At 67.7% G+C, this 23,541-nt stretch carries 23 protein-coding genes; 8 read left to right on the forward strand and 15 right to left on the reverse strand.

Going from position 1 to position 23,541, the window contains the following annotated elements; all coding sequences use genetic code 11:
• Window positions 1-21 precede the first annotated feature (21 nt).
• The 7 genes from glnA to QT382_RS08385 all read right to left on the reverse strand — a co-directional run bounded on the left by glnA (window position 22) and on the right by QT382_RS08385 (window position 6,996).
• On the reverse strand, window positions 22-1,437 hold the full coding sequence (glnA, locus tag QT382_RS08355; protein ID WP_289253575.1) for a type I glutamate--ammonia ligase: 1,416 nt from the start codon (window positions 1,435-1,437) through the stop codon (window positions 22-24).
• 225 nt (window positions 1,438-1,662) lie between these two features.
• On the reverse strand, window positions 1,663-2,460 hold the full coding sequence (locus QT382_RS08360) for a competence/damage-inducible protein A (RefSeq protein ID WP_289253576.1): 798 nt from the start codon (window positions 2,458-2,460) through the stop codon (window positions 1,663-1,665).
• On the reverse strand, window positions 2,457-3,302 hold the full coding sequence (locus QT382_RS08365) for an EI24 domain-containing protein (RefSeq protein ID WP_289254711.1): 846 nt from the start codon (window positions 3,300-3,302) through the stop codon (window positions 2,457-2,459). Before QT382_RS08365 ends, QT382_RS08360 begins: the two co-directional genes overlap by 4 nt.
• A 27-nt stretch (window positions 3,303-3,329) precedes the next feature.
• Window positions 3,330-4,295 carry a sterol desaturase family protein gene (locus tag QT382_RS08370; protein WP_289253577.1) on the reverse strand — a complete coding sequence of 322 codons (966 nt, stop codon included), beginning with the start codon at window positions 4,293-4,295 and terminating at the stop codon, window positions 3,330-3,332.
• The gene (locus QT382_RS08375) at window positions 4,292-5,077 is read right to left on the reverse strand and encodes a polysaccharide deacetylase family protein (RefSeq protein WP_289253578.1); all 786 of its coding nucleotides are present in this window, start codon (window positions 5,075-5,077) and stop codon (window positions 4,292-4,294) included. The genes QT382_RS08370 and QT382_RS08375 overlap by 4 nt, the downstream gene beginning before the upstream one ends.
• 14 nt (window positions 5,078-5,091) lie before the next feature.
• Window positions 5,092-6,081, reverse strand: coding sequence for a YncE family protein (locus QT382_RS08380; RefSeq protein WP_289253579.1), 990 nt, complete (start codon window positions 6,079-6,081; stop codon window positions 5,092-5,094).
• A 99-nt stretch (window positions 6,082-6,180) separates the two neighbouring features.
• On the reverse strand, window positions 6,181-6,996 hold the full coding sequence (locus tag QT382_RS08385; protein ID WP_289253580.1) for a TIGR00266 family protein: 816 nt from the start codon (window positions 6,994-6,996) through the stop codon (window positions 6,181-6,183).
• A gap of 85 nt (window positions 6,997-7,081) precedes the next feature.
• Here QT382_RS08385 and QT382_RS08390 point away from each other — a divergent pair, with 85 nt between their 5' ends.
• Together QT382_RS08390 and QT382_RS08395 are read left to right on the forward strand one after the other, a co-directional pair.
• The gene (locus tag QT382_RS08390) at window positions 7,082-7,891 is read left to right on the forward strand and encodes an IclR family transcriptional regulator domain-containing protein (RefSeq protein WP_289253581.1); all 810 of its coding nucleotides are present in this window, start codon (window positions 7,082-7,084) and stop codon (window positions 7,889-7,891) included.
• Complete coding sequence (locus QT382_RS08395) at window positions 7,888-8,391, forward strand: RDD family protein (RefSeq protein ID WP_289253582.1); 504 nt, start codon at window positions 7,888-7,890, stop codon at window positions 8,389-8,391. Before QT382_RS08390 ends, QT382_RS08395 begins: the two co-directional genes overlap by 4 nt.
• Before the next feature lie 20 nt (window positions 8,392-8,411).
• Here QT382_RS08395 and phbB read toward each other — a convergent pair whose 3' ends face one another.
• The 3 genes from phbB to phaC form a co-directional block, all read right to left on the reverse strand.
• Complete coding sequence (phbB, locus tag QT382_RS08400) at window positions 8,412-9,149, reverse strand: acetoacetyl-CoA reductase (RefSeq protein ID WP_289253583.1); 738 nt, start codon at window positions 9,147-9,149, stop codon at window positions 8,412-8,414.
• Window positions 9,150-9,288: 139 nt separating this feature from the next.
• Window positions 9,289-10,473 (reverse strand): acetyl-CoA C-acetyltransferase, encoded by a 1,185-nt coding sequence (locus QT382_RS08405; RefSeq protein ID WP_289253584.1) that lies wholly within the window; start codon window positions 10,471-10,473, stop codon window positions 9,289-9,291.
• A 16-nt stretch (window positions 10,474-10,489) separates the two neighbouring features.
• Window positions 10,490-12,184, reverse strand: coding sequence for a class I poly(R)-hydroxyalkanoic acid synthase (gene phaC, locus QT382_RS08410; RefSeq protein ID WP_502929851.1), 1,695 nt, complete (start codon window positions 12,182-12,184; stop codon window positions 10,490-10,492).
• 96 nt (window positions 12,185-12,280) lie between these two features.
• On the opposite strand from phaC, the gene QT382_RS08415 reads away from it, so the two are divergent.
• The gene (locus QT382_RS08415; protein ID WP_289253585.1) at window positions 12,281-12,559 is read left to right on the forward strand and encodes a hypothetical protein; all 279 of its coding nucleotides are present in this window, start codon (window positions 12,281-12,283) and stop codon (window positions 12,557-12,559) included.
• Here QT382_RS08415 and pgeF read toward each other — a convergent pair.
• Window positions 12,491-13,285 carry a peptidoglycan editing factor PgeF gene (gene pgeF, locus QT382_RS08420; RefSeq protein ID WP_289253586.1) on the reverse strand — a complete coding sequence of 265 codons (795 nt, stop codon included), beginning with the start codon at window positions 13,283-13,285 and terminating at the stop codon, window positions 12,491-12,493. The genes QT382_RS08415 and pgeF overlap by 69 nt on opposite strands.
• Window positions 13,267-13,905 (reverse strand): maleylacetoacetate isomerase, encoded by a 639-nt coding sequence (gene maiA, locus QT382_RS08425; protein WP_289253587.1) that lies wholly within the window; start codon window positions 13,903-13,905, stop codon window positions 13,267-13,269. Before maiA ends, pgeF begins: the two co-directional genes overlap by 19 nt.
• A 62-nt stretch (window positions 13,906-13,967) precedes the next feature.
• Between maiA and QT382_RS08430 the strand changes: the two genes are divergently transcribed.
• A complete protein-coding gene (locus tag QT382_RS08430) occupies window positions 13,968-14,528 on the forward strand; it encodes an NUDIX hydrolase (protein WP_289253588.1) in 561 nt (186 codons plus the stop codon).
• 48 nt (window positions 14,529-14,576) lie between these two features.
• Window positions 14,577-15,644, forward strand: coding sequence for a proline iminopeptidase-family hydrolase (locus QT382_RS08435; RefSeq protein WP_289253589.1), 1,068 nt, complete (start codon window positions 14,577-14,579; stop codon window positions 15,642-15,644).
• Between the two features lie 13 nt (window positions 15,645-15,657).
• Here the strand turns inward: QT382_RS08435 and QT382_RS08440 are convergent, their stop codons facing one another.
• Both QT382_RS08440 and QT382_RS08445 read right to left on the reverse strand, forming a co-directional pair.
• Window positions 15,658-17,592, reverse strand: a complete 1,935-nt coding sequence (locus tag QT382_RS08440; RefSeq protein WP_289253590.1) for a bifunctional diguanylate cyclase/phosphodiesterase — start codon at window positions 17,590-17,592, stop codon at window positions 15,658-15,660.
• A 46-nt stretch (window positions 17,593-17,638) separates the two neighbouring features.
• The gene (locus tag QT382_RS08445) at window positions 17,639-18,298 is read right to left on the reverse strand and encodes a transglutaminase-like cysteine peptidase (RefSeq protein ID WP_289253591.1); all 660 of its coding nucleotides are present in this window, start codon (window positions 18,296-18,298) and stop codon (window positions 17,639-17,641) included.
• A gap of 123 nt (window positions 18,299-18,421) precedes the next feature.
• Between QT382_RS08445 and QT382_RS08450 the strand changes: the two genes are divergently transcribed.
• From QT382_RS08450 to QT382_RS08460, 3 genes are read left to right on the forward strand one after another with little or no spacing between them, the layout of a single operon-like run.
• On the forward strand, window positions 18,422-19,285 hold the full coding sequence (locus tag QT382_RS08450; RefSeq protein ID WP_289253592.1) for an HDOD domain-containing protein: 864 nt from the start codon (window positions 18,422-18,424) through the stop codon (window positions 19,283-19,285).
• Window positions 19,286-19,312: 27 nt separating this feature from the next.
• Window positions 19,313-19,810, forward strand: a complete 498-nt coding sequence (locus tag QT382_RS08455) for a cache domain-containing protein (protein WP_289253593.1) — start codon at window positions 19,313-19,315, stop codon at window positions 19,808-19,810.
• A 9-nt stretch (window positions 19,811-19,819) separates the two neighbouring features.
• Window positions 19,820-22,372: an ATP-binding protein gene (locus QT382_RS08460; RefSeq protein WP_289253594.1), complete on the forward strand. Its 2,553-nt coding sequence runs from the start codon at window positions 19,820-19,822 to the stop codon at window positions 22,370-22,372.
• Between the two features lie 11 nt (window positions 22,373-22,383).
• Here QT382_RS08460 and QT382_RS08465 read toward each other — a convergent pair whose 3' ends face one another.
• Window positions 22,384-23,535, reverse strand: coding sequence for a DUF3667 domain-containing protein (locus tag QT382_RS08465; RefSeq protein WP_289253595.1), 1,152 nt, complete (start codon window positions 23,533-23,535; stop codon window positions 22,384-22,386).
• Window positions 23,536-23,541 lie beyond the last annotated feature (6 nt).

The raw sequence follows: 23,541 nt of genomic DNA on the forward strand, positions 1-23,541 counted from the left end.
CTCTTCTGTATCAGCCAGTGATCACAGGCTGTAGTACATGTCGAACTCGACCGGGTGCGTGGCCATGCGGAAGCGGGTCACTTCCTGCATCTTCAGGTCGATGTAGGCATCGATGAAGCTGTCGGTGAACACGCCGCCCTTGGTCAGGAACGAGCGGCCCTTGTCCAGGTAGTCCAGCGCCTGGTCCAGGCTGTGGCAGACGGTCGGGATCTTCGCGTCTTCTTCCGGCGGCAGGTGGTACAGGTCCTTGGTGGCGGCTTCGCCCGGGTGGATCTTGTTCTCGACGCCGTCCAGGCCGGCCATCATTAGGGCGGCGAAGCACAGATACGGGTTGGCCGAGGGATCCGGGAAGCGCGCCTCGATGCGGCGGCCCTTGGGGTTGGCCACGTACGGGATGCGGATCGAGGCCGAGCGGTTCTTGGCCGAGTAGGCCAGCTTGACCGGGGCTTCGAAACCAGGAACCAGGCGCTTGTACGAGTTCGTGCCGGGGTTGGTGATCGCGTTCAGCGCGCGGGCATGCTTGATGATGCCGCCGATGTAGTACAGCGCGAATTCGCTCAGGCCGGCATAGCCGTCACCGGCGAACAGGTTCTTGCCGTCCTTCCAGATCGACTGGTGCACGTGCATGCCGCTGCCGTTGTCGCCGACGATGGGCTTGGGCATGAAGGTCGCGGTCTTGCCATAGGCGTGGGCGACGTTCTGAATGATGTACTTCTGCAGCTGCAGCCAGTCGGCGCGCTGGACCAGCGAGCTGAACTTGGTGCCGATTTCCATCTGGCCGGCGTTGGCGACCTCGTGGTGGTGCACCTCGACCGGGATGCCCATCTGTTCCAGGATCAGGCACATCTCCGAGCGCATGTCCTGGCCGCTGTCGACCGGGGGCACCGGGAAGTAGCCGCCCTTGACGGTGGGACGGTAGCCGCTGTTGCCGTGCTCGTAGTCCTTGCCGGTGTTCCAGGCCGCCTCTTCCGAGTCGATCTTGAAGAACGAGCCGGACATGTCGTTGCCCCAGCGCACCGAGTCAAAGATGAAGAATTCGGGTTCCGGACCGAAGTAGGCGGTGTCGCCCAGGCCCGAGGACTTCAGGTAGGCCTCGGCGCGCTTGGCCAGCGAACGCGGGTCGCGCTCATAGGCCTTGCCGTCGGTCGGGTCGATCACGTCGCAGGTCAGGATCAGCGTCGGCTCTTCGAAGAAGGGGTCGACGTTGGCGGTGTTCGGATCCGGCATCAGCAGCATGTCCGAAGCCTCGATGCCCTTCCAGCCGGCAATCGACGAACCGTCGAAGGCGTGGCCCGACGTGAACTTGTCTTCGTCGAAATGGGAAACGGGCACGGACACGTGCTGTTCCTTGCCACGGGTATCGGTGAAGCGGAAGTCGACGAACTTGACTTCGTTCTCCTTCACCAGCTTCATCACGTCGGCGACGGTCTTGGCCATCAATAGCTCCTAGCGCTGTGGGTTCGGTGGGTATTCGGCGAAGCGCGCCTGCGGGCGCGCTACCTCGGGAAACTAAGCAGATTGCGTGCCAGTAGCGTGACAGGGGCCGCTTCGGGGCGCCTTGCCCGCCTTTCTCTGGTGCACAAAGGACTTGGCGGCGGATTATGCGCCCGACCGACCCGCCAACCGGGATAGGCGCACCGCCATGGTGCCCATTGCCGGGGATCAGCGCACCATTTCGGCGCTTACCGTGGCACCAAACTGGGCCAGACCCTGTTTCAGCGCGGCATAGGCCGCCTCCAGGCTGCCGGCCTCGCCCTTGACGCCCAGCTCGATATGGCGGCCCCATTGCGGATGGTCGACGCTGGGCAGGCTGAACACCTTGATGCCGGGGAAGCCTGCCTCGATGCTTTCCATCAGCGGCGTCAGCGCTGCCTCCATAGCGCCCTGGACGATCAGCGACAGCTCCCGCGTCGCAACCGCCTGGTGCAGGGCTGCGTAGCGGCCGTCCAGCAGCGCCTCGATCATCGGATGGGCCATCACCGGAAAGCCCGGCACGAAATGCACCTCGCCGACCGAGAAGCCCGGAATGCGGTTGAAGGGGTTCTCGATGATTTCGCAGCCCTGCGGGAACTCGCCCATCCTGAAGCGGCGCAGGGTGTCGGGATGCTCCGGGTCGGGCGTCTCGCCCTTCTCCGCCGCCATCTCCACGCTGCGCTGCCAGATGCGCTGGCGCGCCTCGGGATGCAGCACCAGCTCGCGGCCGAGGGCCAGGGCCGCGGCCTGGCGCGTGTGGTCGTCGGGCGTGGCACCAATGCCGCCGCAGCTGAAGACGATGTCGCCACCGGCAAAGGCCTCGCGCAGGGCGGCCGCGATCTGCTCGCGCTCGTCGCCCAGGTAGCGAGCCCAGGAGAGCTGCAGGCCACGCGCCGACAGCAGCTCGATGACCTTGGCCAGGTGCTTGTCCTGGCGCTTGCCGGACAGGATCTCGTCGCCGATGACGATCAGGCCGATCCGTTTCATGCCAGCGGCACCAGCGGCTGCAATTCAACGGGTGATGGCGGCGGCATGGCCGCTGCCCGCGAGGCCTGCAGGGCGGCCAAGGCATAGTGGGCAAACCAGGCGGTCGAGAAGGCGAACACCAGCATGTAGAGCCAGACCGTGGCGACGATCAGCAGCGGCGCCAGCACCACGGCCATCATGCCGGCGGCCCAGATCAGGGCCGGCGCAGCGCCCAGGTAGCCGGTGATCACTCCTATCGCCAGCAGCGGCATCTTGTGCTCGCGCAGCAGCGTGCGGCGCTCGTCTACCGAGGCATGCTCGGCCAGCACGTCGAAGCTGAACACCTTGTAGCTGAGCCAGCCCCAGATCAGCGGCGGCAGGATCAGGGCCAGCGGCGGTATCAGCCAGAACGGCAGGCTGAACAGCAGGGCCCCGAGGGCCAGCAGCGTCGCGCCGGCGGTGATGGCCAGCCCCTGCCAGAGCTTGCCACCCTGCTTGCGCTCCAGTTGCGGAAAGCGGCGCTCGGCGACCAGCTTGACGATGGCCTGGGTCATGCACACCGCCACCATCACCAGGCTAAGCACCACGATGACCGGCAGCACCAGGGCCAGCACCAGCAGCGGCGCCAGCGCGCTGCGGAAGCCGTTGGCGCCCAGCGCATCCAGCCAGCGCAGCAGGGTCTCGACCAGGGCCCAGTGCTCTATGGTCGAGCGCATGCCGTCCACCGAGGCTTCCCAGAAGAAGTACATGAAGCCGCCGCTGAACAGCACGACCAGCAGCAGCGGCAGCAGCGACAGGCCTATCACCTTGGGATGCAGGCAGTAGGCCACCGCCCGCCAGAACGAGTCGCCCAGACGGCTCATGTGTTCCAAGTTGCTCTCTCCTCGTCCTCAGCCCCGGCCCGCCATGCGCTTCAGGCCCAGCCATTGCTGGCGCCAGAAGCCGCGGCCATAGTCGCGTCCGCCCTCCTCGGGCAGCTGGTCGCGCACGCCGGTGGCATCGTATTGCAGCGTGAAGTCGTCGGTGCCGAACAGGATGTCCCAGAGCGGGAACAGCACGGCGAAATTGTGGCCGCCCAGCGTGCCCTTGCCGGCCGACTCATGGCCTATGCCAATCGAATGATGGCGGCGATGGAAGCGCGGGCTCACCAGCAGCTGCTCCAGCACCGGTCCGAACCACAGCCGCAGGTTGGCATGCTGCAGGCTTTCCATCAGCTGCGAGACCGCGACCAGGGCCACGAACTGGCCCGGCCCCACGCCTATCAGCCTGGCGACCAGGACGAAGGCCGCGTCGATCAGGATCGAATCCAGCAGGTGGTTGCGGTTGTCGCTCCACAGCGTCATCTGGCGCTGGCTGTGGTGCAAGGAATGCAGGGCCCACCACCAGTTGAAGCTGTGCTGGGCGCGGTGCAGCCAGTACATGAGGAAGTCGAACACCACCAGGTACAGCAGGAAGCTCGCCAGCGGCTGGTCGGTCACGCCGGGCCAGAGGCCGTCCAGTTGCCAGGTCGGCACGCCGGCCAGGCGCATCTCGCCGGCCAGGCCGTCGAACAGCGGGTCCAGGCTGAAAAACATCACCAGGCGGAACAGGCCCAGGCGGTGAATCAGCGTGTAGACCACGTCCTCGCGGATCGCCGCCTTGTCGCTGACCGGCTCGACCGGCCGCCAATGCTCCAGCGCCTTGAACAGGGTCAGCATCACCAGGATCTGCACCAGGCCGACCAGCAGCCAGCCGGTGGCGTCGTAGGCGTCTTCCAGCCGGGCGCCCAGGCCCATTCCGAAGACCAGCGGCTGCACCGCGGTCTCGAACAGCCATTGCTGGGCCTGGCCGAAAGCATCGCTGAAGCGCTCGATCATGGCTGGCGCCCCTGCATCTGCTGCTGCATCAGCGGTGCGTAGCGCGGGTGTTCGCGCAGCGGCGCGAAGCACATGCCCTTGGCGGTCAGACCCTTCATCAATGGCTCCAGCACCGCGGGGGCCCAGGCGTCCTGGCGCTGCCAGATCCCGAGGTGGGCCATCAGGATATCGCCGGGCCGGATGTCGCGCAGCGCCCGCTCCAGCAGCAGGGCATTCGGATAGCGCTCGCTGTTCAGCTCGTCGCCGAGGAAGCCGGCCGGGCTCCAAAGCACGGCCGTGAAGCCGCAGGCCTGGGCCGCGGCCAGCAGAGCCGGCGAACTCTTGCCGGCCGGCGGCCGGAAGATGGGAGGCATGGTCTTGCCGGTCATGGCCAGGAAGCGCTGGGCCGGCTTGCGCAGGCCTTCGCAGTACTGCTCGGCGCTGAGTTCGCGGACCTGCGGCTTCTCTATGCCGGCCGCGGTGCGGACCCGGAAGCGGCCGTCCGGCAGGTCGGCCAGCCAGGTGTCGTGCTCCCAGGTGTGGGAGCCGAAGTCATGGCCCTCGGCGGCGCGCGCCTTCCACCAGGGTGCCCATTCCTCGTCCAGCGTCTTGCCACCGCTCTGCGTGGGCTCGTTGGCCAGGAAGAAGGTGGCCTTGGCGTCGTAGCGCTTCAGCAACTCGGCCACCAGCGGGGCCACGCCCATGTGGCCGGTATCGAAGGTCAGATAGACAGGCTTGTCGCAGGAGGCCGCGAAAGCCCCGCAATGCGCCAGCGCCAGCACGGCCGCGAGGCAGCGGCGCATCAACGAGCCAGCCATCACCAGCGCGGCACGTGGTCCAGGGTCCAGACCCCGTGCGGTGACTTGCCCACCTTGACCTGCTTGACCACCTTGCGGGTCTGCATGTCGATCATGGTCAGCTTGCGCGCCCAGCGCGAGGTCACGAGCAGGGTCTTGCCGTCGGGCAGGATCTCCATGTCGTCCGGGCCGCCCGGGCCGGGCAAGGTGTCGACCACGGTGAAGCTCTGCAGGTCGATCTTGCTGATGCTGTTCGCCGCGCGGTTGCTGACCAGCACATGGCGCTTGTCACCCAGCGATCGGAAGCTGTGCGCGCCGTCGCCGGTGACGATGCGCTTGGCCAGCTTGGGCGTCGCACCCGAAACGTCATAGACCTCGACCTGCTTGTCGCCGGTCAGGGCCACCATCAGATGCCTGTCGTCCGGTGTCAGGTAGATGTCGGCCGGCATCTTGCCGACCGGGATCTTCCAGCGCACCGCCTGGGTGTTCAGGTCGATCGCGGTCAGCTCGTCGCTGTCCTGCAGACTGGCATAGACCACCGTGCTCTTGCTGTCTATGAACAGATGGCTGGGCGTCTTGGGCGCCGGGATGCGCTTGATCAGGGTCAGCGGCTGCTCAGGGTTCTGCGGCTGCCATCGGTACAGGGCCACATGGTCCAGGCGGTTGCCGGCGGTGACGAACCACTTCATGTCCGGCGAGAAGCGCAGGTGATAGGGATCGGTGATGCCGCGCACCACCCGCTGCACCTCGGCCGTGCGAGGGTCGATGAAGGTCAGCGAATCACCCAGCGCATTGGCCACCACCATGGACTTGTCGTCCGGCGTCAGGTACAGGTGGTGCGGCTCCTTGCCGGTGGGAATGCGCTTGACCTGCTTGAAGCTGACCGGGTCGACCACGCTGATGTCGGCGTCCAGCGAGTTCAGCACGAAGATCGGGTGAGGCGCGGCCGCCAGGGCCGGCAACGCAAGGGCAAGCGCGGCAGCGGCGCTGACGCAGAGGCGGGAGAACATCGATGGATCCTTGGCACGGGGCGGCCTGCTGGCCGCGTCCGCAGTGTAGAGCGCCCGCCGCTGCGGTCGCTTGCGCTGGCTCAGTCTAGAGACCTGGCCTTACTCGTTGTCACCGCCCAGCAGGCCGCCGAGCAGGCCGCCCGCGGCAAAGCCTCCGAGCACCGAGCCTTCCTCGCGGCCGCCACCGCCGGTCTGCGGCGCAGCGGCAAAGATGCGCGAGGCCAGGCGCGAGAACGGCAGGCTCTGCAGCCAGACCTCGCCCGGACCGGTCAGCTTGGCCAGGAACAGGCCCTCGCCGCCGAACAGCGCGGTCTTGATCTTGCCGACGTACTGGATCTCGAAGTCCATGCTGGGCGTGTAGGCCACGACGCAGCCGGTGTCCACCATCAGGGTCTGGCCCGGCTGCAGCGTGCGGCGCACCACCGTGCCTCCGGCATGGACGAAGGCCAGGCCGTCGCCCTCGAGCTTCTGCATGATGAAGCCCTCGCCGCCGAAGAAGCCCACGCCCAGCTTGCGCTGGAAGGCGATGCCCAGCGAGACGCCGCGGGCCGCGCACAGGAAGGCATCCTTCTGGCAGATCAGCATGCCGCCGAGCTGCTTCAGGTCCATGGGCAGGATCTTGCCGGGATAGGGAGCCGCGAAGGCCACGCGCTGCTTGCCCGTTCCCTGGTTGGTATAGACCGTGGTGAACAGCGATTCACCGGTGATCAGGCGCTTGCCGGCGCCCAGCAGCTTGCCCAGGAAGCCGCCCTGGCCGGCCGAGCCGTCGCCGAAGATGGTGTCCATGGCGATGCCACCGTCCATGAACATCATGCTGCCGGCCTCGCCGATCGCGGCCTCGCCGGGATCGAGTTCCACCTCGACGAACTGCATCTCGGCGCCCTTGATTTCGTAGTCGACCACGTCCATTGCCATGTCAATTTCCTCCAGCGGGATTTGTGCGATGGCCGGCATCGTAGCGAAATCGTGGCGTCACTTCGCCGTCCATATACTGCGCGCCATGAAAGTGCAGGAGCCCCCGTCCTCCGAGCTGCCGGACCGCAAGCCGGGCGACGGCTATGTGCAGTCCTTCGCGCGCGGCCTGGCCGTGATCCGTACCTTCGACGCCAACGCGCCGCGCCAGACCCTGACCGATGTGGCCAAGCGCTGCGGACTCAGCCGCGCCGGCGCACGCCGCATCCTGCTGACGCTGGAAACCCTGGGCTATGTAAAGCTGGACGGCCGGCTGTTCTCGCTGACGCCCAAGACCCTGGACCTGGGCTTTGCCTACCTCAGCTCGCAACCGCTGTGGCACCTGGCCGAACCGACCATGCAGCAGCTGACCGCCGAGCTGCAGGAATCCTGCTCGGCCGCCGTGCTGGACGGCGACGACATCGTCTACGTGCTGCGCGTGCCGGCCCGCAAGATCATGAGCATCAACCTGGGCCTGGGCAGCCGGCTGCCGGCCTGGTGCACCTCGATGGGCCGCGTGCTGCTGGGCGCACTGCCGCGGGCCGAGCTGGATGCGCGGCTGGAGCACCTGGTGATCACGCGCAACACCGCCCATACCGTGGTCGATGTCGACCAGCTGCGCGACCGCATCCTGCAAACCCGCCAGCAGGGCTGGTGCCTGGTCAACCAGGAGCTCGAGGAAGGCCTGGTCTCGCTGGCCGCACCGCTGCGCGACCGCAGCGGACAGGTGATTGCCGCGCTCAACCTCGGCGCCCAGGTCAACCGCCTGCCGCCCGAGGCGCTGCTGAGCCAGGGCCTGCCCAAGCTGCTCGCGGCCGCGGCCAGCATTTCCAACCTGCTCGCGCTGAAGACTGGATGAGCGCCGCCCCGCCCGACGAGGTCCGTTACGCCGGCTTCTGGCTGCGCCTCGGTGCCAGCATCATCGACTCGGCCCTGCTGTGGCTGGTGCTGGGCCCCATCCTGCTGCTGTTCGGGCGCCAGGCCGACTACGAATTCATCGGCACGCTGGCCAGCCTCAAGGACCAGGCCATCGACCTGCTGGTCGGCGCGGCCCTGGCCCTGCTCTGCTGGCTGCGCTTCCAGGGCACACCGGGCAAGCTGCTGCTGGGCCTGCGCGTGGTCGACGCCCAGAGCCGCCAGACCCTGAAGCTCCGCCAGGCGATCCTGCGCTACCTGGGCTACCTGCTCGCCATGCTGCCGCTGTGCCTGGGCTTTGTCTGGATCGCCTTCGACAAGCGCAAGCAGGGCTGGCAGGACAAGCTGGCCGGCAGCGTGGTGATCCATGCGCCCATGGAAAAACGGCGGAGCCGTGGGCGCCGCCGTTCGAGTGGAAGTTCAGGATCCGGAATTCGGCCCTGAGGTCGATCTCTGCCCCAGCCTCACCCCATATGCAAGCCGCCGTTGCAGCTGAAGTCGGCGCCGGTGGTGAAGCCCGATTCCTCGCCTGCCAGCCAGGCCACCACCGAGGCGATTTCCTCGGGCGTGCCCAGGCGCTTGATCGGGATCGAGGCGACGATCTTTTCCAGCACGTCGGGGCGCACGGCCTTGACCATGTCGGTGCCGATATAGCCCGGGCTCACGGTATTCACCGTCACGCCCTTGCTGGCCACTTCCTGGGCCAGGGCCATGGTGAAGCCGTGCATGCCGGCCTTGGCGGCCGAGTAGTTGGTCTGGCCGAACTGGCCCTTCTCGCCGTTGACCGAGGAGATGTTGATGATGCGGCCCCAGCCCTTGTCCAGCATGTCCTCAATCACCTGCTTGGTGACGTTGAACATCGAGTTCAGGTTGGTGTCGATCACCGCATCCCAGTCGGCGCGGGTCATCTTGCGGAACATGCCGTCACGGGTGATGCCGGCGTTGTTGACCAGCACGTCCACCGTGCCGTGCTCGGCCTTGACCTTGGCGAAGGCCGCCACCGTCGATTCCCAATCGGCCACGTTGCCGACCGAGGCGTAGAAGGTGTAGCCCAGCGCGGCCTGCTCGCTCAGCCACTTGTCGTAGTCGCGGCTGGGGCCGCAGCCGGCGATCACCTTGAAGCCGTCCTTGTGCAGACGCTGGCACATCGAGGTGCCGATGCCGCCCATGCCGCCGGTCACGTAGGCCACTTTCTTGCTCATCATTTGTCTCCTGTCAGAAATCGCCCGGAGGGCTTGTGCGTGAATGCCGCTCTCGTGCCTGGCAGGCTCCCGCATGCCAGCAACGCGGTCAACAGGGTCCGCCCCTATTCAGGGCGCGGACCGTTTTCTCGTTCAATGTTCAGCGCTCGACGGTGAGCGCCACACCCATGCCGCCGCCGATGCAGAGCGAGGCAATGCCCTTCTTGGCGCCGCGGCGCTGCATCTCGTGCAGCAGGGTGACCAGGACACGGCAGCCCGAGGCGCCGATCGGGTGGCCCAGCGCGATGGCGCCGCCGTTGACGTTGACCTTGCTCAGGTCCCAGCCCATCTGCTGGTGCACGGCGCAGGCCTGTGCGGCAAAGGCTTCGTTGATCTCCAGCAGGTCCAGGTCCTGGGCCGACCAGCCGGCACGGGCCAGCGCCTTGCGCGCCGCCGGCACCGGGCCCATGCCCATGGTGGCCGGGTCCAGGCCGGCGCTGGCATAGCTGGCAATGCGGGCCAGCGGCGTCAGGCCCAGGCTGGCGGCCTTGGCGGCGCTCATCAGCACCACGCCGGCCGCGCCGTCGTTCAGGCCCGAGGCATTGCCGGCGGTCACGCTGCCGGCCTTGTCGAAGGCCGGACGCAGGCCGGCCAGCACCTCGGCCGTGCTCTTGCGGTTGATGAACTCGTCGGCCTCGAAGCTGAGCGGATCGCCCTTCTTCTGCGGGATCACCACCGGCACGATCTCGTCCTTGAAGCGGCCGGCTTCCTGGGCCGCGGCGGCCTTGAGCTGCGAACCCAGGGCGAGCTCGTCCTGCTGCGCGCGGCTGATGCCGAATTCCTTGGCCACGTTCTCGGCCGTGATACCCATGTGGTACTGGTTGTAGACGTCCCACAGGCCGTCCACGATCATCGAATCGACCATCTTCCAGTCGCCCATGCGCTGGCCGTCGCGCGAGCCCTGCAGCACATGGGGCGAGAGGCTCATGTTCTCCTGGCCGCCGGCGATGATGATCTCGCTGTCGCCGTCGCGGATCGCCTGGGCGCCCAGCATCACGGCCTTGAGGCCGGAGCCGCAGACCTTGTTGATGGTCATGGCCGGCACTTCCTTGGGCAGGCCGGCCTTGATGACAGCTTGGCGGGCCGGGTTCTGTCCCGAGCCGGCGGTCAGCACCTGGCCGAGGATGACCTCGCCGATCTGGCCGCCTTCGAGCCTGGCGCGACGCAGCAGCTCCTGGATCACGGTGGCGCCCAGTTCGGGCGCAGGGGTCTTGGCGAGGGTGCCGCCGAACTTGCCGATGGCGGTGCGTGCCGCGGCGACGATGACGATGTCGGTGCTGCTCATGCGAGAGTCTCCTGAATCAGGCTTTCTGTTTGACGTAACGACCGGGCGCGGGCTCGATGGCCTTGTGCGTCCGGTTGCCCGGCGTCTTGGGCGCGGCCTTCTTGGGGCCGGCGTGAGAGGCCAGCCAGGCGGCCCAGTCGGTCCACCAGCTGCCGGGATGCTCGACGGCCGCGTCCAGCCAGTCCTGGGCTTTCTTGGGAAAGCTAGCCCCCTTGCCCACCCAGTGGCTGCGCTTGCCCTTGGCCGGCGGATTGATCACGCCGGCGATATGGCCCGAAGCACCCAGCATGAAGCGCTTCTTGCCCTTGAACACCTGGGTCGAGCGGTAGGCCGCGTCCCAGGGCACGATGTGGTCCTCGCGCGAGCCGTAGATGTAGACCGGCGCCTCGATCTTGCCCAGGTCCACCTTCTCGCCGCAAACGGTCAGCTTGCCGGGCAGCTTCAACTCGTTCTGCAGATAGGTGTGGCGCAGGTACCAGCAGTACATGGGCCCCGGCAGATTGGTCGAGTCGCCGTTCCAGTACAGCAGGTCGAACGGCGGCGGTGCCTCGCCCTTGAGGTAGTTGCCGACCACGTAGTTCCAGACCAGGTCGTTGGGCCTGAGGAAGCTGAAGGTCGCCGCCAGGTCCTTGCCCATCAGCAGACCCGGGCCGGTGGGCGCCGCGGCGCCTATGGTCTGCTCGCGCAGCTCGACCATGGCCTCGTCGATGAAGATGTCGAGGATGCCGTTGCTCTCGAAGTCGATCAGCGTGGTCAGCAGCGTCAGACTGGCGGCCGGCTGCTCGCCGCGCGCCGCCAGCACGCCCAGGGCCGTGGCCAGGATGGTGCCGCCGACACAGAAACCCAGCGTATTGATCTGCTCGCTGCCGCCGATCTCCTGCACCACGCGGATCGCCTGGATCGCGGCCTTCTCTATGTAGTCGTCCCAGGTCCAGGCCTTGCAGCCGGCATCGGGGTTGCGCCAGCTGACCACGAAGACGCGATGGCCCTGGCTCACCGCATAGCGGATCAGCGAGTTCTCCGGCTGCAGGTCCAGGATGTAGAACTTGTTGATGCAGGGCGGCACCAGCAGGAAGGGCCGCGCATGGACCTGGGGCGTCAGCGGCTTGTATTCGATCAGCTGGAACAGCTCGTTCTCGAACACCACGTTGCCCTCGGTCGTGGCCACGTTGCGGCCGACCTCGAAGGCGCTCTCGTCGGTCTGCGAGACATGGCCTCGCTGGATGTCGCCCAGCAGCTGCTGCACGCCCTTGGCGATGCTCTCGCCCTTGCTCTTGAGCGCCAGCGCCTGGGCTTCGGGGTTGAGCGCCAGGTAGTTGCTGGGCGCCGCGGCATCCACCCATTGCTGGACCGCGAAGCGGATGCGGGCGCGGGTCTTCTCGTCGCCTTGCACCTGCTCGGCCAGCTCCATCAAGGTGCGGGCGTTCAGCAGATACAGCTGCGCGGTGAATGCACCGACCGGGCTGGAACTCCAGGCCGTGTCGGCAAAGCGGCGGTCGCCAAGCGGCTTGGCCTCGGACAGCTGCAGGCTGCGGTTCCACAGGTCGGTCGCCTGCTGCAGGTAGGCCTGCTGGGCCTGCTGAAGCGCCTCGAACGGAATCTGCAGTCCGGCCAGCGACTTCAGCGTCTCGCCCATGGCGGCCATGGGATCGTTCACAGTCTCCGCGGCGGCGCCGTTCGCGGCCTCCGCCTTGTTCTTCTTGCTGCTCATAAGTCTCCTGGTGGTCGACGGTGGACAGGCAAGAAGCTTGCCACAGTCGCCAAGGTGACGTTGTACGCTTCGTTGCTTACCTTCCAATGACACCGCATGTACATCGTCGCCATCGCCTGGGCCTTCGTCGTTCTTTTGATGACGCTGGCCGAGGCCACCAGCACCCAGGGCACGCTGCTGGGCGCCTTCTTCACCTTGATGCTCTACGGCGTGCTGCCGCTGTCCATCGTGCTCTACCTGATGGGCACGCCGGCCCGCCGCGCGGCGCGGCGCCGGGCCGAGCAGCAGGCGCAGCAGCAGGAAGATTCAGACCAAGGTGATGGCGCCGACCATGCGGCCGGCGAGCGGCTCGTGACGGAACGAAAAGAACCTTGAGGGCTCGCTCAGCGTGCACCAGCGGCCGCCGCTGATGTGGCTCAGGCCGGCCTCTTGCAGACGTTGGCGGGCCAGCGCCGGCAGGTTGGCCAGCCAGCGGTCTTCGCCGCGCTCATTGGTGCGATAGGTGAAGAACGCGGGATCGGGCGACGCCGGATCGGCACCACAGGCGACCAGCACCTCGGCCCCGACCTCGAATCGCTGCGGCCCTATGCAGGGCCCGAGCCAGGCACGCAGCTCGCTCGCTTCGCAGCCCGCCGCCCGGCTGATCTCGTGCACCGTGTTCTCCAGCACGCCTGCGGCCAGGCCGCGCCAGCCGGCATGCGCACCGCCGACCACGCCCGGCGCGACGAACAGCACGGGCAGGCAATCGGCCACCTGGATGGCGCAGCCCAGCCCCCGGATGGTGCTGAAGCTGGCATCGGCCTTGGGGCGTTCCCCTTGCAGGTGCATGGGCGCCAGCTCAAGCACATCGGCGCCGTGGATCTGGTGCAGGAAAACCGCCGGCGCACCCAGCACTTCATCCACATGTGCCCGGTTGGCGGCCACGGCCGCCGGATCGTCCTCGACCGCGCGGCCCACATTCATGCTGGCATGGCGGCCCTGGCTGACGCCGCCAGCGCGAGTCGTCATGAAGGCGCGGACCTGCGGCCAGCTCGCCGGCAGCTCCCAGTCCGGGACCAGCCAATCGGGATGGATGGCCGCGCTCACTCCGCGTCCGGACAAGCCGAAGGCTGGGTCTTGCTGAAGGCCTCGAGCGCCATGCAGGCCTCGAACACCTTCATCACCGCCGGCACATGGTCGAGCCGGCAATCAAATCGCTGCGCGTTGAAGATCTGCGGCACCAGCACACAGTCGGCCAGGCCCGGCGTGTCGCCATGGCAGAAGCGGCCGGCGATCCCGTCGCGCTGCAGGCGCTGCTCCACCACCTCCAGGCCGCTCTCCACCCAATGCTTGTACCAGCGGGTCTTGGCGTCCTCGCTCAGGCCCATTTCCTTGACCAGGTAGCGCAGCACGCGCAGGTTGTTGAGCGGATGGATCTCGCAGGCGATGTCCTGGGCCAGGGCTCGCACCCGCGCCCGGGCGGCGGCATCGCGCGGCAGCAGCGGCGGCTCGGGATGGGTTTCGTCCAGGTACTCGATGATGGCCATGGACTGGGTGATCACCTGCTCGCCGTCCTTCAGCAGCGGCACCAGGCGCGAGCTGGCCACGGCCGCGTAACTCTCGTGGAACTGCTCGTTCCTGGCGAGATGGACGGCCTTGTAGTCGTAGTCCAGGCCCTTGAGCGCCAGCGCGATGCGCACGCGGTAGGAGGCCGAGGAGCGGAAATAGTTGAAGAGTTCCATGGCGGAGCAGGATCAGGGGACGATGGCGGGATGATGCCACCGCGCTGGCTACACTGGCCGCCATGTTCCATGCGCGTCGCTACAAGCACTGCCCGAGCTGCGGCGGCCCGGTCGAATACCGGGTGCCGGCCGACGACAACCGCGAGCGCGCCACCTGCCTGAACTGCGGCAGCATCCACTACGAGAACCCGATCAACGTGGTCGGCACCCTGCCGGTCTGGGGCGAGGGCGAGGCGACCCAGGTGCTGCTTTGCAAGCGCGCCATCGAGCCGCGCTACGGCCTCTGGACCCTGCCGGCCGGCTTCCTGGAACTGGGCGAGACCGCCGCCCAGGGCGCGCAGCGCGAGACCGACGAAGAGGCCGGCGCGCGCATCGAGCTGGGCCCGCTGTACTGCCTGCTCAACGTGGTCCAGGTCGGCCAGATCCATCTGTTCTATTCGGCCCGGCTGCTGTCCACCGAATTCAATCCGGGCCCGGAGACGCTGGAGGCGCGGCTGTTCCACGAGCATGAGCTGCCCTGGGATCAGCTCGCCTTCCGCACCGTGCGCCGGACGCTGCAGCATTTCTTCGAAGACCGCCGGCTTGGCCGGCCGCCTGCGCTGCACAGCGGCGACATAGGCTGATCCGCAGTCCCCGATTCGCAACCGCAGTACCGACCGGAGATCGTCGCCATGAGAAGTCTCGTTCTTGCGCTTTGCTGTTCCCTGTTCCTGGCGGCCTGCTCGCCCTCGACCTCGACGGCACCGCCTCCGCCCGCACCGGTGGCACCGGAACCGCCCAGCCCGCCGTCGGCCTATTTCGACACCGCCGGCCGCGACGACGTGCTGGCCGGCGGCGTCCGCCAGATCAGCATCGACACGCCCAAGGGCAAGTTCAAGGTCTGGACCAAGCGTGTCGGCAACAACCCCAAGATCAAGGTGCTGCTGCTGCACGGCGGCCCCGGTGCCACGCACGAATACTTCGAGGCCTTCGACAGCTTTTTCCCGAAGGAAGGCATCGAGTACTACTACTACGACCAGCTGGGCTCGGCCTTCAGCGACCAGCCCAAGGACGGCAGCCTGTGGGACTTGCCGCGCTTCGTCGAGGAGGTGGAGCAGGTGCGCCAGGCCCTGAAGCTGGACAACAGCAACTTCTACCTGCTCGGCCATTCCTGGGGCGGCCTGCTGGCCATCGAATACGCGCTCAAGTACCAGCAGAACCTCAAGGGCCTGGTGATCTCCAACATGATGGCCAGCATCCCGGCCTACGTCAGCTATGCCGAGAAGGTGCTGATGCCGGCCATGGACCAGAAGGTGCTGGCGGAGATCCTGGCGCTTGAGAAGAAGAAGGCCTTCGACAGCCCGCGCTACATGGAGCTGCTGGTGCCGCACTACTACGTGCACCACATCCTGCGCATGCCGGCCGAGCAGTGGCCCGATCCGGTCAACCGCGCCTTCGCCCGGCTGAACAAGGACGTCTACATCCCCATGCAGGGGCCCAGCGAGATGAGCGCCAGCGGCAAGCTGGAGAAATGGGACCGCGTGGCCGACCTCGGCAAGATCACGGTGCCCACGCTGACCATAGGCGGCCAGCACGACACCATGGACCCCAAGCACATGGAGATGATGGCGGGCAAGCTGGCCAAGGGCCGTTACCTCTTCTGCGCCCAGGGCTCGCACATGTCCATGTACGACGACCAGCAGACCTACTTCAAGGGCCTGGTCAAGTTCCTCCGCGAGGTGGATGCGGGCAAGGTCTGAAGACGAAGCCGGCTCAGGGCGACTCGCGGGATTCGCGGGCCTGGGCCGTGGCCCAGGGGCCGGTCACGCCGTCCAGCTCGCAGTCCCAAAGGGCCTGTACGTCCATGGCCTGCTGCAGGCCCTCGCCGTAGACCTTTAGCACCAGGCTGCGCAGCATGATGACCATGCCGCGCACGAAGGCGGCGCGGGCCGCGTCGTCCGAGACGCCGGCCAGCACCGAGATGTCCAGCTTTACGAAATCCAGGCCGGCCTGGTAAAGCCGCTCGACCTGGGTGAGGCCGGCGCCGCAATGCTCCAGGCCCAGCTTGACGCCCAGCGGCCGCAGCTGGCGACCCAGTTCCTGCAAGAGTTCGAACTGCTGGACAGCCGCGCTCTCGCCCAGCTCCACGCCCAGCTTGCGCGCCGCCGAAGGCGCCTGCAGCACCAGCTCGCGCAGGCGGGCGATGAAGCTGCCGTCCTGCAGGGAAGCCGGTGCCAGGTTGACGCAGCGGAGCATTCCGTCGCGGGCAATCGCTTCCAACGCCAGGCTCACGGCCAGCAGGTCCACATCGGCCGTCAGGCGGCTGCGGGTGGCCAGCGGCAGCCAGCGGGCTGCGGGCTCGAAGCCCGCCGTCGGATCCAGCTGCAGCTGCAGCGGGCATTCCAGATGCAGCAGGGCGCCGTGGCGGTCCAGCACCGGGAATTCCTGCAAGCGCGCGCGGCGGCCCTGCAGCGCATCGGCAATCTGCTGGCGCCAGGCCCGCTCGCCCTGCAGCATCGATTCGGGCAGGTGCTCGGTCGAGCTTTCGACCGCAAAGCCGCTTTGGGCCTCGGCCCGCGCCAGCGCCGCATCGGCGGCGGCGAACCAGGCGCTGGAGCCGCGCGCACGCGGCAGCTCGGCCGCGCCCAGCGCAACCTGGATACCGTTGCCGAAAGCCGGCAGGCTGGCCTTGAGGCCTTCGGCCAGCGCCTGGGCGCAGTCCTGCGCCACGCCGGCCGCCGGCAGCCAGAGCGCGAAGTCCGAGCCGTTGAGCCGGCCGACCAGGCAACCCGGCACCCGCTCCGGGTACGCGCCGATCGCATGGGCGATGGCCAGCAGGGCCTGGTCCACCGGCTTGTGGCCCAGCCGCTCGTTGAGCTGGCCCAGCTCGCGCACCCGCAGCAGCACCAGGCCGGCCGCCACCGGGCCTTCGTCGCGGGCCAGGGCCGATTCCAGCTCGGCCATGAAATGCGAACGGTGCGACAGGCCCGTCAGCGAGTCGCAATGGGCCTGGCGGCGCAGCACATCGAGCTGCTCGGCCTGGCCTTCGAACAGCGACTTGACCCGCAGCACCATGGCATTCATGGCCTGGGCCAGGCGCCTGAGTTCGGGCACGCTGGGTTCGGCCACGGTGGCGAACTGGCCATCGACCACCGACTGCGCCTGGGCCACGGCCAGGTCCAGCGGCCGGCGAATGCGGCGCAGCACGGCCAGCGCCAGCACCACGGCCACGGCGGCCAGCGCGGCCAGCAGCAGGGCGGTGCGCAGGCTGCTGCGCCACAGCTCGTCATGGACGTAGGAGGAATGGCTCAGCACCTCGACCGTGCCGATGGCGTTCCAGCCATTGCTGACCTGAGCCACGCCGGCCGCGGCCGTGATCGGCGCCAGGGCCACGAACCAGGCCGGCGCCTGGCTGGCCTTGCCGGGCGCGCTGCGCTCCAGTTGCACCGAACCATCGGGCTTGCGCAACAGCACGCGCTGGTAATGGCCGGTGTCGAACTGGGCCGAGATCGCCAGTTCCATCAGGGCCGGGTCGCCCTGCTGCTGCGAAAGCGCGAGCGCCAGCGATTGCGCGTTGTCGCTGTTCTTCAATTGCAGCTGAGTCTGCAGCAGCTCGCGCAGCGAGGCGGTGGACAGCGCCACGCTGCCCAGCAAGGCCACCAGCAGCACGGCCACCAGCAGCATCCACATCTGGCGTATCAGCGACATCTCGATGTTCCCGTTGTTGTCTTGCTTGTTGTCTTGATGCTCATCATCAGAATCCCTCGGCCCGGACCTTGGCCAGCAGGTCACGCCACAGCGAGAGCCGGGCCAGCGGGTCGCCGGCGCTGCGCTGGCCCACGCCCTGCCACAGGCCCTCGGCATTGAAGCTGAACACCGGCGCCAGGTCGGGCCGCTGCGAAGCCGGCTTCACCTCGCCCTGCAGATTGTCCAGAATCAGCGGCACCGCCTCCGGCTGCGCATAGTAGGCCAACACCATGTGAGCCTCGGGCCGGCCGCCCAGCATGGCCCGCACATAGACCATGCGCAGTCTGCTCTCGGCCACGCCGGCCGACACCAGGCTGAAGTACTTGGCGATCGCGTAGTCCTCGCAATCGCCCTTGCCCTTGATCAAGCTTTCCAGCGGACTGGCCCAGTAGTCGGCCTGGCCCCAGGCTTCCTGATCGCTGTAGAAGGCGATGCGCCGGTTGATGTAGCGGTTGATCTGGACCAGGCGCTGCTCATCGTCGAGCGGCCTGGCCTTGTCTATGGTCATCAGCAGCGCCTGGGCCTCGGCCGGGCCTCCCGGACCCAGGCGTGCCGCCGCTTCCATCAGCTTGGCTGCGTCAAGCGCCCAGGCCGGCGCCACGGCCAGCCAGAGCAGGCCGTGGAGCAGCAGGGAACGCAGCCATAAAAATCCACGCGCAGCGAGCAAAAATCCTCCGACTGAACAGGCGGGCCATCAAGGTGACGCCGGCCTGGCTGGAGATAATTCGCGGACTCTACAGGCAAGCCCGCGGCCCCTCGCCGTGCCGGCACAGCCAGCCGGCAATCGCGCATGAAAACCCAAGCCATCCGAGAAGAAATCGACACCGCACGCAGTGGCGGTGCCCTGCGGCAGATCGTCATCCCGCCCTGCCCCGAGCTGCTGGCCCGCCTGCAGCAGGCCATGGCCCAGGCCGAGCCCGACCTGAACGAGGTCGCCCGCATCGCCACCGCCGACGTGGCCATGTCGGCCACGCTTTTGCGCACTGCCAACAGCCCGCTCTACAAGGCCGAGGGCCAGCCCTGCTCCACCGTGGGCCAGGCGATGAACCGGCTGGGTCTGCGCGAGACCGCCGCCATCCTGACCGGCTTCCTGGTCCGCAATGCCATCCCGGTGAACAGCCCGCAGCTGGCGCGCTTCTGGGAGCGCTCGACCAAGCGCGCCATCGCCATGGACTTCATCGCCCGCCAGTTGCCGGGCCTGTCGCCCGAGCTGGCCTACACCTTCGGACTGTTCTGCCATGTGGGCATGCCGGTGCTGCTGCAGAGCGTGCGGGGCTATGGCTCGACCATGGTCGAGGCCGGCGCCCGCATCGACCGGCCCTACATCGCGACCGAGAACGCCAACCACCGCACCGACCATGCCGTGGTCGGTGCCCTGGTCGTGCGGGCCTGGAACATGGCGCCCGAGCTGATGGCCGCGATCCGGCTGCACCACGACTTCGTCTCGCTCGGCGACGGCAGCATCGAGGCCGAGATCCACACCCTGGTGGCCGCCGGCCTGGTGGCCGAGCAGCTGATGCGCGCCCACGAAGGCCTGGTGCCCGATGCCGACTGGGCCCTGCACAGCGCCAGGGCGCTGGACTGGCTGCAGGTCGGCGCCGAGGAGCTGGAGCTCTGGGACGAGCAGCTCAGGCCGATGCTGGACGAAGCCTGAGCGCAACATTGCAGGAAAGGGGCCGCCATGCCATCCACCTTCCATCGCATCTTGCTCCTGTTGACCTTGCCGTTGACAGCGCTGGCCGAACCGCTGCCGCGCAGCGATGAAGCCGATGCCCATCGGCTGATGGACCAGGCCCAGGCCTACTTCAAGCAGCATGGCATGGCGCGTTCGATCGCCGAGTTCAACCGGCTGGACAGTCCGTTCAACGTCAAGAGCGACATCAATCCCAAGGGCGACCTCTACCTGTACAGCCTGACCCGCAGCGGCTACCAGTCAGTGCATGGCAAGAACCCCAAGATCCGCGGCAAGGTCATGCTGGACATGCGTGACGCCGATGGCATCTTCCTGATCAGAGAGCTGGTCAAGGCCTGCTTCGAATCGCGCGAGGGCCGGGGTTGGGTGTCCTACAAATGGCCGCATCCGCTGACCAAGACGGTGGAGGCCAAGCGCGGCTATGTGCAGCGCGTGCCGGGTGAACCCGATTTCTGCCTGGGCACCGGCATCTACGTCTCACGCTAGCCACCCGCGATGCTTCAGCGTCTGATCGCCGTCCTTCTGGAGAACGCTCGCGGCGTCCGCGCCCTGGTGGTGCTGCTGATACTGACCGTGGTGTCCATGGGCCTGGCCCAGACCTGGTACGCGGTGCGCCAGGACCGGCTGCAGACCCTGGCCACCGAGCGCGAGCATGGCTTCACCGCCATCCACCTGCTGGCCGAGCATGCGCGGCAGATCCTGGACGACGCCGAAGGCAACCTGGCCTCGCTGGCCCGCAAGATCGACCAGGAGCGCGGCAGCCGGCCGTCCGACGACGCGCTGATACGCCGCGTGCTGACCCAGGCCCAGTCCTTCAAGCGCACCATCACCTCGTTCCAGTTCGTCAACACTCGCGGCGTCGCCTCGGTCAGCTCGATCGACTACCCGGCCTACCAGACCGACGCCGACGACCGCACCTATGTCGCCCAGCTGCTGGCCCATCCGGACAACGAGGGCTCGAAGGTCGGCCGGCCCTTCGCCCGCTTCTACGACGGCGAGGCCATCCTGCCGCTGGCCCGCAACTTCCGCACCGGCGACGGCCGCTACCAGGGCGTCCTGAGCACCGACATCCGGCTGTCCTACTTCACCGACTTCTATGCCCACATCGCGCAGGACAGCCATGCGCTGGTGGGCCTGGTCAGCGACGACGGCTTCCTCATCGTCCGCGCGCCGGCCGTGCCGGGCGAGGTGGGTGCCGAGGTCAGCCAGCATCCCGGTTTCGCCGAACTGAAGTCGGCCCGCGACCAGGGCCGCTTCGAATCCGGCGGCTTCCTGGGCGACCCGGCCGAGCAGCGCCGCCTGGTGTTCCACCAACGCATCGCCGACACGGCGGTCACCGTGATCTATGCGCGCGACATGGACGAGGTGCTGGCCGGCTGGCGGCTGCGCAGCCGCGACCGCGCCCTCTTCACCGCCGCGGTGACCGCCTTCCTCGTACTGCTGGGCGCGCTGCTGTACCGGCAGATCGGCCGGCTGCACAACTCGCGCAACTCGCTGGCCCAGAGCCGGGCCCGGTTGGCCAGCATCTTCCACAACTCGCCGGTGCCGCTGGCCCTGCTGCGCATGGCGGACGACCGGGTGACCGACGCGAACCCGGCCTTCCTTGCCCTGTTCGGCTACCGCGACCGCGACCTCATCGGCCGCACGCCGCAGGAGCTGGGCATCTGGGCCGACTATGCCGAGCGCCAGCCCTACCTGGAACAGCTGCGGGCCGACCAGCAGCTCCATGGCTACGAAGCCCGGCTGGTCGACCGCAACGGCGCCGTGTTGCAATGCCAGATTTCGGCCAAGGTCTTCGAGGCCGACGACGGCGCCCTGGTCATCTTCTCACCGGTCGACATCACGGCGCAGCGGGCCGCCGAGGGCAAGCTGCACCAGCTGGAACTGCAGCTGCGCGAGACCCAGAAGATGGAGGCCATAGGCACGCTGGCCGGTGGCATCGCCCATGACTTCAACAACATCCTGGCCGCCATCCTCGGCAATGTGGGCATGGCCCGCCAGGATCTGGAGGCTCGCCATCCGGTGCGCGCCTTCCTGGACGAGATCAACCGCGCCGCGCTGCGTGCCCGCAACCTGGTGCAGCAGATCCTGACCTTCAGCCGGCGTCAGCCGCACCAGCTCGAGGTCCAGGCGCTGCAACCGCTGATCGAGGAATCGATCAGCCTGCTGCGCGCCACCCTGCCCGCGCGCGTCACGCTGGAGCGCCAGGTGCCCGCCGAGCCGCTCTACGTCAATGCCAACGCGACTCAGCTGCAGCAGGTGCTGCTGAACCTCGGCACCAATGCCTGGCATGCACTGGGCGGCAGCACCGGCCGCATAGGCCTGGGCTGCGAGGCCACCCGGCTGGAGCCCGGCTCCGATCCGCGCCTGCAGGCCCTGCCACGCGGCGACTATGTGCACCTGTGGGTGTCCGATACCGGCATGGGCATGGCGCCCGAGCTGCTGGAGCGCATCTTCGAACCCTTCTTCACCACCAAGCCGGTCGGCGAAGGCACGGGCCTGGGCCTGGCCGTGGTGCACGGCATCGTGGCCAGCCACGGTGGCGCCATCCTGGTGGACAGCCAGGTCGGCCACGGGACCCGCTTCCATCTGTACCTGCCGCGCCAGCAGGCGCCGGCGCAAACCTCGGACCCTGCCGTTGCCAACCCCCACCACGTTGGTGGCCAGGAGCATGTGATCTACCTGGACGACGACGAGGTGATGCTGCTGATGGTGGAGCGGCTGCTGCAGCGCCTGGGCTACCGGGTCAGTACCTTCCAGCGGGCCGAGGTCGCGCTGGCGGCCTTGGCCGAACCCGGCCAGCCGGTGGACGCGCTGATCACCGACTTCAACATGCCCGACCTCTCGGGCCTGGAGGTCGTCGAACAGGCGGCGCGGCTGCGGCCTGGCCTGGTCCTGATGATGAGCTCGGGCTTCATCACCGACGAGCTGCGTGCCGGGGCCCAGCGCGCCGGCGTCTGTGCCTTGCTGGAGAAGCAGGACACGCTGGACGCCCTGCCCCGGCTGCTGCGCGCCTGCCTGGACCAGCGAGGCCAGGCGCCGGCCTGAAGCCGCAGCACTCACATGCTGATGAACATCACCAGCAAGATGTAGAGCAGCGAGCACAGCAGGGCCACGAACAGCAGGGCCACGGTTCGCCAGGTTGCGGCCAGCCAGCCGAGGCGGTAGGTGCCCTTGAGCTGGGCGTACATATGCACTGGCGGCGCGAAGATCACCAGCAGCGCGGCCACGGCCGGGAGCCCCAGCGCGCCGGCCACCGCGATGCCCGACAGCAGCAGGCACATGAAGGACAGCGAGTACAGCAGGAAGACCGCGTGGTCGAACATGGTGAACTGGCGCCGGAACAGGAACAGCAGCCAGACGAAGGGCAGCGAGATCGGCATCAGCAGGATGGCGAACTTGGAACTGGCCGACTTGATCTTGTAGAGCGCCAGCTCCTGGTTGTCCATGGCATGGGCCAGCTTCTTGATGAGGGTCGGCGTGGCCAGGAAGGGCAGGTTCTTTTCCAGGTTGCGCTTCACGTCGGCTTCGCGCGACTGCGGCGCCTGGGTGGCTGCCTTGCCGTCCTCGCCGGTGAGCTTGGGCTTGGCGCCCAGTTCCAGGGCCAGGCGGGTCCGCTCCAGCCCGTCGATCCGCTCCTTCTCCCTCTTGATCTCGCCGTCCAACCGTTCGGCACCGTTGGCCGAGGCCCCCCGTTCCACGGCCTGGGCCTCCAGGCGCTGCAGGCGCTCGCGGCTGCTGGCCAGCTTCTCGTCTATGCGCTGAAGCCCCACCTCGCTGCTCGTCACCACCGTGCCGTCGCCGAGCTTGACGCTGTCCTCGCTGCTGGTCAGCGAGAAGGTCATGAACATCACGAAGATCATGAACAGGTACAGGGCCAGCGGCGACACATGGCTGGCGCGCTGGCCGTCGATGTAGCCGCGGGTCAGACGCCCCGGACGCAGGACCAGGGCCGGCAAGGTGCGCCAGGCCTTGGTGTCGAAATGCAGGATGCCGTGCAGCAGCTCCTCGAACATGTGCAGCAGCGAACGGTGCACATGGGCGGCCTGGCCGCAGTGCTGGCAGAAGCGCCCGGTCAGCGTGGCGCCGCAGTTGGCGCAGGCCTGGGCTGAATGGCCGGCCGCGCCTTGGCCCGGCTCGCCGCGCCCCATCTCATCCGCCACCACGGCCTGGGCCAGGGCCTCGGTCGCCAGTTCAATGTTCCCGGTCATCGCCTC

Source organism: Pelomonas sp. SE-A7 (assembly GCF_030345705.1).
In the GTDB taxonomy this organism is placed as follows: Bacteria; Pseudomonadota; Gammaproteobacteria; order Burkholderiales; family Burkholderiaceae_C; genus JAUASW01.